The organism is Mycobacterium noviomagense, from assembly GCF_010731635.1.
GTDB classification, from domain to species: Bacteria; Actinomycetota; Actinomycetes; order Mycobacteriales; family Mycobacteriaceae; genus Mycobacterium; species Mycobacterium noviomagense.
This window is the reverse complement of sequence record NZ_AP022583.1, coordinates 1,351,214-1,364,032: the sequence shown is the minus strand read 5'-3', so window position 1 is coordinate 1,364,032 and position 12,819 is coordinate 1,351,214. Positions and strand designations below refer to the sequence as shown.

General features: G+C 67.7%; 13 protein-coding genes. 10 read left to right on the top strand and 3 right to left on the bottom strand.

Features of this window, described 5'->3' with window-relative positions; translation table 11 throughout:
• Positions 1–174: 174 nt before the first annotated feature.
• The 3 genes from G6N15_RS06425 to G6N15_RS06415 are packed head-to-tail and all read right to left on the bottom strand — an operon-like array spanning position 175 to position 3,340.
• On the bottom strand, positions 175–1,182 hold the full coding sequence (locus G6N15_RS06425) for a zinc-binding dehydrogenase (protein WP_083088579.1): 1,008 nt from the start codon (positions 1,180–1,182) through the stop codon (positions 175–177).
• Positions 1,182–2,375, bottom strand: coding sequence for an LLM class flavin-dependent oxidoreductase (locus tag G6N15_RS06420; protein ID WP_083088578.1), 1,194 nt, complete (start codon positions 2,373–2,375; stop codon positions 1,182–1,184). Before G6N15_RS06420 ends, G6N15_RS06425 begins: the two co-directional genes overlap by 1 nt.
• A complete protein-coding gene (locus tag G6N15_RS06415; protein ID WP_083088602.1) occupies positions 2,372–3,340 on the bottom strand; it encodes an alpha/beta fold hydrolase in 969 nt (322 codons plus the stop codon). The genes G6N15_RS06420 and G6N15_RS06415 overlap by 4 nt, the downstream gene beginning before the upstream one ends.
• 423 nt (positions 3,341–3,763) lie before the next feature.
• On the opposite strand from G6N15_RS06415, the gene ftsH reads away from it, so the two are divergent.
• From ftsH to panD, 10 genes are all read left to right on the top strand, one after another.
• The gene (gene ftsH / locus G6N15_RS06410) at positions 3,764–6,097 is read left to right on the top strand and encodes an ATP-dependent zinc metalloprotease FtsH (protein ID WP_083088577.1); all 2,334 of its coding nucleotides are present in this window, start codon (positions 3,764–3,766) and stop codon (positions 6,095–6,097) included.
• A gap of 15 nt (positions 6,098–6,112) precedes the next feature.
• On the top strand, positions 6,113–6,721 hold the full coding sequence (gene folE, locus G6N15_RS06405; protein WP_083088576.1) for a GTP cyclohydrolase I FolE: 609 nt from the start codon (positions 6,113–6,115) through the stop codon (positions 6,719–6,721).
• Positions 6,722–6,741: 20 nt separating this feature from the next.
• Positions 6,742–7,551: a dihydropteroate synthase gene (gene folP / locus G6N15_RS06400; protein WP_275998673.1), complete on the top strand. Its 810-nt coding sequence runs from the start codon at positions 6,742–6,744 to the stop codon at positions 7,549–7,551.
• The gene (gene folB / locus G6N15_RS06395) at positions 7,544–7,945 is read left to right on the top strand and encodes a dihydroneopterin aldolase (protein WP_083088575.1); all 402 of its coding nucleotides are present in this window, start codon (positions 7,544–7,546) and stop codon (positions 7,943–7,945) included. Before folP ends, folB begins: the two co-directional genes overlap by 8 nt.
• Positions 7,942–8,472 (top strand): 2-amino-4-hydroxy-6-hydroxymethyldihydropteridine diphosphokinase, encoded by a 531-nt coding sequence (folK, locus tag G6N15_RS06390; RefSeq protein WP_083088574.1) that lies wholly within the window; start codon positions 7,942–7,944, stop codon positions 8,470–8,472. The genes folB and folK overlap by 4 nt, the downstream gene beginning before the upstream one ends.
• Positions 8,472–8,948 (top strand): DUF3180 domain-containing protein, encoded by a 477-nt coding sequence (locus tag G6N15_RS06385; protein WP_083088573.1) that lies wholly within the window; start codon positions 8,472–8,474, stop codon positions 8,946–8,948. Before folK ends, G6N15_RS06385 begins: the two co-directional genes overlap by 1 nt.
• A gap of 55 nt (positions 8,949–9,003) precedes the next feature.
• Positions 9,004–10,464, top strand: coding sequence for a DUF6779 domain-containing protein (locus G6N15_RS06380; RefSeq protein WP_083088572.1), 1,461 nt, complete (start codon positions 9,004–9,006; stop codon positions 10,462–10,464).
• Between the two features lie 111 nt (positions 10,465–10,575).
• Positions 10,576–11,463, top strand: coding sequence for a Rossmann-like and DUF2520 domain-containing protein (locus G6N15_RS06375; RefSeq protein WP_083088571.1), 888 nt, complete (start codon positions 10,576–10,578; stop codon positions 11,461–11,463).
• Positions 11,460–12,410 (top strand): pantoate--beta-alanine ligase, encoded by a 951-nt coding sequence (panC, locus tag G6N15_RS06370; RefSeq protein WP_083088570.1) that lies wholly within the window; start codon positions 11,460–11,462, stop codon positions 12,408–12,410. The genes G6N15_RS06375 and panC overlap by 4 nt, the downstream gene beginning before the upstream one ends.
• The gene (panD, locus tag G6N15_RS06365; protein WP_083088569.1) at positions 12,410–12,817 is read left to right on the top strand and encodes an aspartate 1-decarboxylase; all 408 of its coding nucleotides are present in this window, start codon (positions 12,410–12,412) and stop codon (positions 12,815–12,817) included. The genes panC and panD overlap by 1 nt, the downstream gene beginning before the upstream one ends.
• Positions 12,818–12,819 lie beyond the last annotated feature (2 nt).

Sequence of the window (12,819 nt, the reverse complement as noted above, 5' to 3'; positions counted from 1 at the left end):
GTGTGCTTGCTAAGCGTCCTTTGACACCTCCTTTCTAAGCGCATGGCCAAACAATTCACCCTAAACACCGCGAGTTGGCCCTGGAACCGCTTTTTGGAAAAAACAGGTGCCGCTTGTCGTCGAACCATTGTTATGCACGGCTTTTGCGCGCTGGTCAACACCGGCGCAGGCAGCCTATGGCGTGACCAAAACTTTGCAGTGCCGTTCCGGGTCGGCCAGGTCGTCGAACGCCGCCCCAACCCCGTCGAGACCGACTTCACCGGTGATCACCGGGGCGACGTCGATATCCCCCTCGGCGATCGCACGCAGCGACTCGGCGAATTCGTTTGGGTCGTAAGCGAGCACAAACTGCACGTTGATCTCTTTGGCAATCGCGAAGAACGGATGCACCGTGTCGGGCTGCATGCACACCCCGGCGACGACCAGCCGGGTACCCGGCCGGGCCCGCAGAATGATGTCGTCGATGAGGCCCGGAACCCCGACAGCCTCGAACACCACAGCCGGCGTGACCGTATCGAACGGCGACCCTTGTGCGGGGTCTAAAGTCTGATGCGCGCCCATGGCGGTGGCCACCTCGCGTCGCTTCGGTGAATAGTCAGACGCCACAATAGTTTCCACGCCTCGCGCCCGCAATGCGGCGATAATTGCAATTCCGATCGGGCCGCAACCGATGACCAGCGCGACCTCTCCTCGCTCAATCCTGGATTTGTTGACCGCATGCAGGCCCACTGCCATCGGCTCGGTCAACGCGGCCTGCCTGGGGTCCAAGCCGTTGGGAATCGGCAGCAGCAGCGGTGCCGAAAGCAGCATCCGTTCCGCATAGCCGCCGACCGTGCGGTTGGAGTAGACGATCGGTTCGACACTATTGCCCGACAGCAGAACCGGTATCGACGTCACCAGCGTGCCCGGCGGATGCGTGTCGGTGCTAGGACCGGCTTCGAGGACCTCGGCGCTGAATTCGTGACCCATGAACACGTCACGGTTCAAATCGACACCCATGTCGCCGAAACCGCCCTTGGCGCCCAGCGCGAGCACCTCCTCGCCGTGGGCGGCGAAATGCAGGTCCGAGCCGCAGATTCCGCACGCCCGCACGGCGACCAGCACCTGTCCGGGCCCAGGCACCGGGTCGGGCACGTCGTCGCGACACACCATGCGCCCGTCGCGCAGGACCGCGGCGCGCATCAGCTCTGCTCGCTTTCCAGCTTGAGTTCGTCGGTGTGCTCGCTGATGGCTTTGACCACCGCCTCACCGGCGCGGCCAAGCAGTTGATCCCGCATACCGCGAGCCCACTCGTGCGACGCGCGTGGCGCGCCCAGTTGTCCCTTGAAGTGGGGAATCACCTTGCGGGCAAACAACTCGTAGGAGTGATAGGTCGCTTCGGGTGGGGCCCAGTCGTGGCCGAGCATCAAAAAGGTGCCGAAACCCCCGGAGCGGTCGAGCAGGTCTTGGATGTAGCCGATCGCGTCGTCGGGCGTCCCGATGCAGCAATTGCCCTTGGCCGCATAGTCTTCGACGAACTCGCGGGGCGACTGTGCGCCCTCCACCAGATTGGCCAACGGTACGAATCCCGCTGCGCCGAAGTATTTGGCGAAATCCTGCAGACCGTAGGTGCAGTCGTCGATCGCCTGGTCGCGGCTGTCGGCGAGATGCATGATGCCCAGCACCCGCCAACCCGCGCGGTCCGGTTCGTCGCGTCCGGTCTTCCCTGCTTGGTCGCACACCACTTCCCACGCGTTTTCCAGCGCCGCATATCCGCCCGGCACCGACATCGACAGCGACAGCAGCGATGTGCCCAGCGCTCCGGCCAGCCGCGGGCCGGACGGCGAAATCATTGCTGCGGTGGCAATCTCGGGATACGGCCAGGTATAGGGCCGAATATGCAGCTGCGCGTCACGCAAGGTGAACCAATCGGAGTGCCGGCTGATCCGCTCACCGGGTGCGGCGCGGAACAGCGCCAGAATCGCTTCCAGCGACTCGTGCATCATCCGGCGCTGCTCGACCGGATCGATGCCCATCATGTAGGCGTCCGAGGGCAGCGCTCCGGGGCCGGTGCCGAACATCACCCTGCCGCGGGTCAAATGGTCCAGCAGCACCCAGCGGTCGGCGACCATCAGCGGATGGTGGTACGGCAGCGAAACCACTCCGGTGCCGAGCCGAATGTGTTTGGTCCGCTCGGCCGCTGCGGCGATGAACACCTCCGGGCAGGCGATCAGCTCGTAGCCGCCGGAGTGGTGCTCGCCGAACCATGCTTCGTCGAACCCGAGGCGGTCGAGTGCGACGACGCGCTCCATGTCGTATTCGATTGCCACCGTGGGAGACTGGCCGGTGGGGTGAAACGGCGTGATGAAGGCGCCGAAACGCAGCGGACCACTCATCGCAACTCCAATCCCTCGAGGAAATCTAGCAACGCCGCATTGACCTCGTCGGGCCTTTCCTGCTGCAGCCAGTGCCCTGCACCGTCGATCATCACCTCGCGGTAGGGACCGGTGACCACTTCGCTGGCGCGGTCGCGACGCATGAACCCCAAGACGGGATCGGCTGTCCCAGCCATGAACAGTGCCGGCACCGTGATCGTCGCGCTCACCGGATCGGCCAGGATCTCCCAGTTGCGGTCCAGGTTGCGATACCAGTTCAGCCCGCCGGTGAATCCCGTGCGGCTGAATTCGCCGACGTAGTGGTCGAGTTCGTCCGCGCTGATCCAACCCGGCAGGCCGTTGGGCTCCGGCAGACGTTCGACGAAGCCCTCCGGCCCCGGTCGGGCCATCCGCACTGCGGCGGCTCGGTCGTCACTGCCGCGCAGCCCGCCGATCATCCGTCGGATGACCTTGGCCGGATCTGCGTTGAGCTCGGCGTCGGCCACGCCGGGCTGCTGAAAATAGAGCATGTAGAAGAAGTGGTCGCCAAAGATGTTGCGGAACGCCTGCGTCGGCGGCACTTGGGAGCGCGGTGTCGGTGGGACGCTCAAACCCGCGGCAGCCGCGACACGGTCGGGATGGAGCTGCGCTGCGCCCCACACCACCGGGGCACCCCAGTCGTGACCCACCCACACCGCCCGCTCGGCGCCGACGTCGTCGAGCAGGCCGACGATGTCGGCGGTCAAGGCCTTTATGTCATAGGCCTCGACGGCTTCTGGGCGAGACGACCCGCCGTACCCGCGCTGATCGGGGGCCAGCACGTGATAGCCCGCTGCGGCGAGCGCCGGAATCTGGTGCCGCCACGAGTAGGCCAGTTCAGGGAATCCGTGCGCCAGCACCACTACCGGCGCTCCACGTTCGCCTGCCTCGACAACCCGCACCCGCACACCGTTGGTGTCAACTAACCGTTCGGTGGGTGCGCGCACGGTCTCACCAAAGCACAACAGCAACCGGCTGAGAAGGGGTCACAGGTTTGTCGGCATCCGACTGGCCACCCGTTTCGCTGGCAGCAGAGGATCAGCCGGGAACCGCCGGCGGTTGCGCGATCGTTGCAATAGACGGCGCTTGATGCGGCCGCGAAAGTGGCCCGCTGACGAGCCGGGCAATTAGCTCGGAAGGATGGTGGCGACCCGCTGCGCCCGGCTCCGCCGAGCTGGCGATCGCCACTTGGCTGCATGGTGGCGACCCGCTGCGCCCGGCTCCGCCGAGCTGGCGATCGCCACTTGGCTGCATGGTGGCGACCCGCTGCGCCCGGCTCCGCCGAGCTGGCGATCGCCACGTAGCGGTAGCCTGGACTATTCCAGCTGCGTGTATCGGGGAAGGACCTGGCCCAACACGGCCGATGCTTGATGAACCGGAAAAACGTGATCCGCACACTCACGGCGATCGCCGTCGTGTTGCTGCTCGGCTGGTCGTTTTTTTATTTCAGCGACGACACCCGCGGCTACAAGCCCGTCGACACCTCGGTGGCGATGGCGCAGATCAAAGCCGACAACGTCAAAAGCGCCCAGATCGACGACCGCGAACAGCAGCTGCGGTTGACGCTGAAAAGCGCTAACAGCGACACCGCCGGCTCCGACAAAGTCATCACCAAGTACCCGACCGGCTACGCGGTCCCGCTGTTCGATGCGTTGAGCAGTAAGAACGCACAAGTCAGCACGGTCGTCAACCAGGGCAACATCCTGGGATCGCTACTGATCTACGTGTTGCCGCTGCTGTTGTTGGTCGGGTTGTTCGTGATGTTCTCGCGCATGCAGGGCGGCGCGCGGATGGGCTTCGGCTTCGGCAAGGCCCGCGCCAAGCAGCTCTCCAAGGACATGCCCAAGACCACCTTCGCCGACGTCGCCGGCGTCGACGAGGCGGTCGAGGAGCTTTACGAGATCAAAGACTTCCTGCAGAACCCGGGCCGCTATCAGGCGCTGGGGGCCAAGATCCCCAAGGGTGTGCTTCTCTACGGCCCGCCTGGAACCGGCAAGACGCTGCTGGCCCGCGCCGTAGCAGGAGAAGCCGGCGTTCCCTTTTTCACGATCTCCGGCTCGGACTTCGTCGAGATGTTCGTCGGCGTCGGCGCCTCGCGCGTGCGCGACCTGTTCGAGCAGGCCAAGCAGAACAGCCCGTGCATCATCTTCGTCGACGAGATCGACGCGGTCGGCCGCCAGCGCGGCGCCGGGCTCGGCGGTGGCCACGACGAACGCGAGCAAACGCTGAACCAGCTGCTGGTCGAGATGGACGGCTTCGACCCGCGCGCCGGCGTCATCCTGATCGCCGCGACCAACCGGCCCGACATCCTCGACCCGGCGCTGCTGCGGCCCGGCCGCTTCGACCGCCAGATCCCGGTGACCAACCCAGATTTGAACGGCCGCAAGGCGATTCTGCGGGTGCACGCCAAGGGCAAGCCGCTGGCCCCCGACGCCGACCTCGACGGGCTGGCCAAGCGGACCGTCGGCATGACCGGCGCCGACCTCGCCAACGTCATCAACGAGGCGGCGCTGCTGACCGCCCGCGAGAACGGCACGGTCATCACCGGTGCCGCGCTGGAAGAGGCGGTGGACCGGGTGATCGGCGGGCCGCGCCGCAAGGGCCGCGTCATCAGCGAGCAGGAGAAGAAGATCACCGCCTACCACGAGGGCGGGCACGCGCTGGCGGCCTGGGCGATGCCGGATATCGAGCCGATTTATAAGGTGACGATTCTGGCCCGCGGCCGTACCGGCGGGCACGCGGTGGCGGTGCCGGAAGAGGACAAAGGCCTGCGCACCCGTTCGGAAATGATCTCGCAATTGGTTTTCGCGATGGGCGGACGCGCCGCCGAGGAACTCGTATTCCGGGAGCCGACCACGGGCGCGGTGTCCGACATCGAGCAGGCCACCAAAATCGCGCGGGCGATGGTCACTGAATTCGGCATGAGCACCAGGCTCGGTGCGGTCAAGTACGGCACCGAACACGGCGACCCGTTCCTCGGCCGGACCATGGGCACCCAACCGGACTACTCCCACGAGGTGGCCCGCGACATCGACGAGGAAATCCGCAAGCTGATCGAGGCCGCACACACCGAGGCTTGGGAGATCCTCACCGCATACCGCGACGTGCTTGACACGCTGGCCGGGCAGCTCCTGGAAAAGGAGACCCTGCACCGACCCGAGCTGGAGGCGATCTTCGCCGACGTCGAAAAACGGCCGCGGCTAACCATGTTCGACGACTTCGGTGGACGCATCCCGTCGGACAAGCCGCCGATCAAGACACCTGGCGAGCTGGCGAAAGAGCGCGGCGAGCCATGGCCGCAGCCAGAGCCCGAACCGGCGTTCAAAGCTGCGATCGCGCGGGCCAGCGCCGAAGCCGCAGAGGCCGAGCGCAACCGAAACCCCAACGGCCCCAACGGCAATCACGGCACGCCGGTAGGCCAGGGCGCCGGCGGCCGCGGTGCACCACCGCGCCGGCCCACCCAACCGGACTACGGCGCACCTGCCGGTTGGCGCGCACCGGGGTGGCCGCCGCAGCAGCCCAACTACTGGTACCCGCCGCCGCCATCACCGCCCCAGTCGCCGTACTGGCCGCACCCGCCACAGAACTATCCGCGTCAGCCCTACCCGCCGAGTCCGCCGCCCGGTGAGTCCCCACCGGCCGACCAGTCACCGGACCAGCAGGGCGAGCACGCGAGCCGGCCCAACCCGCCGGCCCACGGCTGACGAACGGAGGCTTCGATGGCGCAGCCGAATCCCCGCACCAGGGCCCTACGCATGGCGGTGTTCGACCAAGCACGCGCCGAGGCCGCGATCCGCGAATTGCTGTGCGCGATCGGCGAGGATCCAGACCGCCATGGGCTAGAAGACACACCGGCCCGGGTCGCCCGCACCTACCGCGAAATGTTCGCCGGCCTCTACACCGACCCCGACAGCGTGTTGAACACGACGTTCGACGAGCAACACGACGAGTTGGTGATGGTCAAGGAGATCCCGCTGTACTCCACGTGCGAACACCATCTGGTGGCGTTTCACGGGGTGGCGCATGTGGGCTACATTCCCGGCGACGACGGGCGAGTGACCGGTCTGTCGAAGATCGCGCGGCTGGTGGACCTCTATGCCAGGCGGCCTCAGGTGCAGGAACGGCTCACCGGCCAGATCGCCGACGCCCTGATGCGCAAACTCGACCCGCGCGGCGTCATCGTCGTGGTCGAAGCCGAACATCTGTGCATGGCGATGCGCGGCGTGCGCAAACCCGGCGCGATCACCACGACTTCGGCGGTGCGCGGACAGTTCAAGACCGACGCCGCGTCTCGAGCCGAAGCGCTCGAACTCATCTTGCGCAAGTGACTACGACACACGTGCAGGTCATGGGCGTGGTGAACGTCACCGAGGACTCGTTCTCCGATGGCGGGCGCTATCTGGATCCCGACCGCGCCGTCGAACACGGCCTGGCATTGGCCGCCGAGGGCGCGGCGATCGTCGACGTCGGCGGCGAGTCCACCCGGCCCGGTGCGGTCCGCATCGACCCACAGGTGGAAACCGCCCGCGTCGTTCCTGTCGTCAAACAGCTTGCCGCCCGAGGTATTACGGTCAGCATCGACACCATCCACGCCGGTGTCGCACAAGCCGCGCTGGAAAGCGGCGCCCGAATCGTCAACGACGTCTCCGGCGGACGCGCCGACCCCGCGATGGCGCCGCTGCTGGCCGAGGCGGCAGTGCCGTGGGTCCTGATGCACTGGCGTTCGGTGACGGATGCCCGCCCGCACCAGGTGCCGCCGTACCGCGATGTGGTAGCCGAAGTGCGTGCCGAGCTGCTCGCCAGCGTCGACGACGCGGTCGCCGCCGGGGTCGACGCAGCCAACCTGATCATCGACCCCGGTCTGGGATTCGCCAAGACGGCACAACACAATTGGGCGCTGCTGCATGCGCTGCCGCAGTTCGTCGCAACCGGTATTCGCGTGCTTGTCGGAGCATCCCGGAAACGTTTCCTCGGCAGCCTGCTGGCCGACGCTGACGGGACACTGCGCCCACCGGATGGACGCGAGACGGCCACCGCGGTGATCTCCGCGCTGGCCGCCCTGCACGGGGTGTGGGGTGTGCGGGTGCACGACGTGCGGGCTACTGTTGACGCGCTCAAGGTCGTCGAGGCGTGGAGCCGGGGAGCGCCCGATGGCTGATCGAATCGAGTTGCGCGGCTTGACTGTTCGCGGCCGACACGGTGTGTACGAGCAGGAGCGCGCCGACGGACAGGACTTCGTCGTCGACATCACCGTGTGGATCGACCTGGCCGACGCCGCCGCCAGCGACGATTTGTCCGACACCTACGACTACGGGGTGTTGGCCCAGCGGGCGGCCGACATCGTGGCCGGCCCGCCGCGCAAGCTGATCGAGACCGTCGCCGGCGAGATCGCCGACGACGTCATGAACGATTCACGGGTGCACGCCGTCGAGGTGGTCGTCCACAAGCCAGCCGCCCCCATCCCGCAGACCTTCGCCGACGTGGCGGTGGTGGCACGGCGATCACGCCGCGGCGGCCGCGGTTCCGTGGTGCCGGCAGGAGGTACCGCGTGACTCGCGTGGTCCTGTCGATCGGGTCCAACCTGGGTGACCGTTTGGCCCGGCTGCAGTCGGTGGTCGACGGGCTGGGCGGGTCGGTGCAAGCCGTGTCGCCGGTGTACGAAACCGAGCCGTGGGGCGGCGTGGACCAGGGACCGTTTCTCAACGCGGTGCTGATCGCCGATGACCCGGCGTGCGACGCACACGCGTGGTTGCGGCGCGCCCAGGGATTTGAGCGGGCAGCCGATCGGGTGCGTGGACAGCGGTGGGGACCGCGCAGCCTCGACGTGGATTTGGTCGCCTGCTACGACGAGGGCACCGAGCTGTTCTCCCGTGACAACGGCCTGACGCTGCCGCACCCGCTGGCTCACCTGCGGGCTTTTGTGATGGTGCCGTGGCTGGCTATCGATCCGGACGCCGAGCTGACGGTGGCCGGAGGAAAGCGGTCCGTTGCCCGGTTGTTGGGCGAGCTGGAGCCCGCCGATCGTGCCGGCGTGCGTCGAACCGACTTGGTCCTCACCCCGCGTACGTCAGGAAACTGATGGGCCCCACCCGAAAACGTGACCTGACGGGCGCGGTGATCGGCGCTGCGGTGGTCGGCTATTTGCTGGTGGTGCTGCTCTACCGGTGGTTTCCGCCTATCACGGTGTGGACGGGCGGGTCGCTGCTGGCCGTGGCCGCGGCCGAGGCGCTGTGGGGCCGGTATGTGCGTACGAAGATCAGCGACGGCGAGATCGGCGACGGACCTGGCTGGCTACATCCGCTAGCGGTGGCGCGAAGCGTGGTCATCGCTAAGGCCTCGGCGTGGGTGGGCGCCGTGGTGCTGGGTTGGTGGATCGGAGTGCTGGTGTACCTGCTCCCGCGGCGTTCCACGCTGCGGGTCGCCGGCGAAGACACCACCGGCTCGGTGGTCGCGGCAGCTTGTGCCCTGGCTCTGATGGTTGCCGCACTGTGGCTGCAGCATTGCTGCAAATCACCGAGCGATCCCACCGAACGCGGCAACGGCACCGAAACCTGAGAATCGCCGGAATGCGGCGACACGTGCATTGACCTCGGCCCGGTACAGTCAGCCCATGACCGTTCTGTCCCGCGGCGCCCGGGTCCGGCGCGGCGGCCGCAGGCCGGGTTGGCTGCTGTTGACGGCGTTGCTGGTCCTCGCCATCGGGGCCAGTTCCGCACTGGTGTTCACCAATCGGGTGGAACTCCTCAAGCTCGCGGTGATCCTGGCGCTGTGGGCCGCCGTCGTCGCAGCATTCGCGTCGGTGATCTATCGCCGGCAAAGCGACGTGGACCAGGCGCGGGTGCGGGATCTCAAACTCGTTTACGATTTGCAGCTTGATCGAGAGATATCGGCCCGCCGCGAATACGAGCTCACCGTGGAATCCCAGCTGCGCCGCGAGCTGGCGTCCGAACTGCGCGCCCAGGCGGCCGACGAGGTGGCGGCGCTGCGGGCCGAATTGGCCGCGCTGCGAACCAACCTCGAGATCTTGTTCGACGCCGAGCTAAGCCAGCGGCCTGCCCTGGAAACCGAGCGCACCACCGTGCGCGGTTACAGCGAGTGGGATCGCGAGGACGAGAGCCCGCGCGATCGAATCAATCGGGTGGCCTCGGTGCGGGCAGAAGAAGCGGCCAACCAGACCGAAGACAGCTCGATCATCGACGTGCCCGAGGAACCGCTGCTCCCGCCCCGACCGGCTGAGCCGGAACCCGCGCCCGAGACGTATCCAGCGGCTGAGGCATATCGGACGCCCGAGACCCGTGCGCCGGCTCCCGAGGCCTATCCCGCCGAGGGATATCGCGGTTCCCATTGGCGGCCAACAGAAGACAGCGCTTGGTCGCCGCGAGCGCGACAACCCGATCAGCCCGACTGGTCACGAGCCGGGCAGTCCGACGAGCGCGGCTGGGCTGCGCAAGAGCGCTTCGCATCGCAGCCGCAGCGCCACCCTGAGCCTGAACATGACGTCCCGACGCCACCATCGCAGCCGCGGTTCGAACCCCGGCACGTGGCGCCGCAGCCAGAAGCCGCGCCGCCACCCCGTGATTGGTATGCCCCGCCCAACGAGGCTCCGCAGCGTCGCGAACCGGCCAACGAATGGCAGCCCGTCGGCTCCGAGGGCCAATGGCTGCCGCCGGGAGCACCGGGAAGCAACTGGGTCTCCGAGCAACCCGACAGTCGAGGTGTTCCTGGCACCATGGCCAACGGGTCGTCGACCGTCAGCCAGCCCGTCCCCGACGCGCCGCGGGGTCGACACGCCGGCCGAGCCGAGCCACCGGTTCGCCCGCCGGGCGCTACCGCGGCCAGCTGGGGCAACAGCCGGCGGCCGCGCCATTCGGCCGGTTACGAGGGGTACGGGACCGGTAGTTCAGCGCCGCCCGAGCCGTCGGAGCCCCCGGCGCCCGAGCCCCCGCGCCGGCGCCGCAGCCTGGAGGACTCTCCGGAGGGTCCATCCTCCGGTGGTCAATCGGTCGCCGAGCTGCTGGCGCGGTTGCAGGCCCAGCCCACCGGCGGCCGGCGTCGTCGCCGCGAAGAGTGAGCAAAGCCACTTCGCGGCTCCTGTCGTCGCCACGGTAAAGTCTTAACGACCGTCCGGTACCCGCGCCGCGGGACTGGAACGAACCAAGAGACTTGCGAGGCTTCGTCTGCGATGGTGCAGTTCGATGGGCTGCGTCCAGCCCGGCTGAAGGTGGGCATCATTTCCGCCGGTCGGGTAGGCACCGCCCTGGGTGTGGCGCTGGAACGCGTCGACCATGTCGTGGTCGCGTGCAGCGCGGTGTCCGAGGCATCGCGGCGACGGGCCGAGCGCTGGTTGCCCGACACCCCGATAGCCCCCGCCCAGGACGTCGCGGGCAGCGCCGAGCTTTTGCTATTGGCAGTGCCGGACACAGAATTGCCGGGGCTGGTGTCCGGGCTGTCCGCCACATCGGCGGTGCGGCCGGGCACGATCGTCGCGCACACATCAGGCCCCAACGGCATCGGCGTGCTGGCGCCGCTGAGCGACTGCATTCCGTTGGCCATCCACCCCGCGATGACATTCACCGGCTCCGACGAAGACGTCGCCCGCCTGGCGGACACCTGCTTCGGCATCACCGCCGCCGACGACGTCGGCTACGCGGTCGCGCAGTCACTGGTCCTCGAGATCGGTGGCGAGCCGTTCCGAATCCGTGAAGACGCCCGTGAGCTCTACCACGCTGCGCTGGCCCATGCGAGCAACCACATCGTCACCGTGGTCGCCGACGCAGTGGACGCGCTGCGGGCCGCATTGCCCGGAGAACTGGGTCTCGACGACCCCGACGGCGTCGCCGAACGAATCATCGGGCCACTGGCCCGGGCCGCGCTGGAGAACACGCTGGAACACGGCCAGGCCGCGCTCACCGGTCCCGTCGCGCGCGGCGATGCCGCCACCGTCGCAAGCCATCTCGCCGCACTGGCCGACGTCGCGCCCGCGCTGGCCCAGGTCTACCGCGACAACGCGCTGCGCACAGCGCAGCGCGCGCATGCTCCCGACGCCGTCTTCGAGGTGCTGGCGCGGTGAAGCCCAACAGCCCGGCCAAGTTCAACGCCGGCGAACTCAACGTGTACTCGGCGCCTGCCGACGTCGCACAGGCCAGCCGGGCGCTACGGCACACCGGTCGGCGCGTGATGTTGGTGCCCACCATGGGCGCGCTGCACGACGGACACCTCGCCTTGATCCGTGCGGCCAAGCGGGTGCCGGGCTCGGTCGTGGTGGTCTCGATCTTCGTCAACCCGTTGCAGTTCGGCGCCGACGAAGACCTCGACGCCTACCCCCGCACCCTCGACGACGACCTGGCGCTGCTGCGAGACGAAGGCGTCGAGGTGGCGTTCACCCCGACCGTCGCGGCCATGTACCCCGACGGCCCGCGCACCGCAGTGCATCCGGGTCCGCTGGGCTCCGACCTCGAAGGAGCCGCTCGGCCAACGCATTTCGCCGGCATGCTGACCGTGGTGCTCAAGCTGCTGCAGATTGTGCACCCTGATCGAGTGTTCTTCGGCGAGAAGGACTATCAGCAGTTGGTGCTGGTACGGCAGATGGTGGCAGACCTGAATCTCGACGTCAGAGTTGTCGGGGTGCCGATCATCCGCGAACACGACGGGCTGGCCATATCGTCACGCAACCGCTACCTCGACCCGGCGCAGCGGGAAGCAGCCGCCGCGCTGTCGGCGGCGATGGTGGCCGGCAGGCACGCCGCCTCCACCGGCGCGAGAGCCGCGCTTGCCGCCGCTCGCGCCGTGCTCGACGCGGTGCCCTCGATCGAGGTCGACTACCTGCAGGTGCGCGACAACGGGCTGGGCCCGGCACCCACCCACGGGCCGGCTCGGCTGCTGGTCGCGGCCCGGCTCGGCACGACCAGGCTTCTCGACAACATCGCCCTGGAAATCGGGGCAATAGGTACTCACGCCGAGGGCAACGGGCACGCGCCCGCCGGCAATCGGACCTGCGAAACACCTTGGAGGAACTGATGATACGGACCATGCTGAAGTCGAAGATCCACCGCGCGACGGTCACTCAAGCCGACCTGCACTATGTCGGCTCGGTGACCATTGACGCCGACCTGATGGATGCGGCCGACTTGCTCGAGGGCGAGCAGGTCACGATTGTCGACATCGACAACGGTGCCCGGCTCGTCACCTACGCCATCACCGGGGAACGGGGCAGCGGCGTGATCGGGATCAACGGTGCGGCGGCGCATCTGGTGCACCCCGGCGATCTGGTGATCCTCATCGCGTACGCGACCATGGACGACGCTGAGGCCCGTAGCTATCAGCCGCGGATCGTCTTCGTCGACAAGCACAACCGGCCGATCGACCTCGGCCATGATCCGGCTTTCGTGCCCGCCGACGCGTCCGAACTCCTTTCCCCGCGGTAGTC

Excerpts from the sequence above, each read along its gene's own strand:
- G6N15_RS06425 (WP_083088579.1), bottom strand. The coding sequence starts at position 1,182 with ATGCGCGCCGCGGTCCTGCGCGACGGGCGCATGGTGTGTCGCGACGAC.
- G6N15_RS06420 (WP_083088578.1), bottom strand. The coding sequence starts at position 2,375 with ATGAGTGGTCCGCTGCGTTTCGGCGCCTTCATCACGCCGTTTCACCCC.
- ftsH (WP_083088577.1), top strand. The coding sequence starts at position 3,764 with ATGAACCGGAAAAACGTGATCCGCACACTCACGGCGATCGCCGTCGTG.
- folE (WP_083088576.1), top strand. The coding sequence starts at position 6,113 with ATGGCGCAGCCGAATCCCCGCACCAGGGCCCTACGCATGGCGGTGTTC.
- folP (WP_275998673.1), top strand. The coding sequence starts at position 6,742 with ATGGGCGTGGTGAACGTCACCGAGGACTCGTTCTCCGATGGCGGGCGC.
- folB (WP_083088575.1), top strand. The coding sequence starts at position 7,544 with ATGGCTGATCGAATCGAGTTGCGCGGCTTGACTGTTCGCGGCCGACAC.
- G6N15_RS06385 (WP_083088573.1), top strand. The coding sequence starts at position 8,472 with ATGGGCCCCACCCGAAAACGTGACCTGACGGGCGCGGTGATCGGCGCT.
- G6N15_RS06380 (WP_083088572.1), top strand. The coding sequence starts at position 9,004 with ATGACCGTTCTGTCCCGCGGCGCCCGGGTCCGGCGCGGCGGCCGCAGG.
- G6N15_RS06375 (WP_083088571.1), top strand. The coding sequence starts at position 10,576 with ATGGTGCAGTTCGATGGGCTGCGTCCAGCCCGGCTGAAGGTGGGCATC.
- panD (WP_083088569.1), top strand. The coding sequence starts at position 12,410 with ATGATACGGACCATGCTGAAGTCGAAGATCCACCGCGCGACGGTCACT.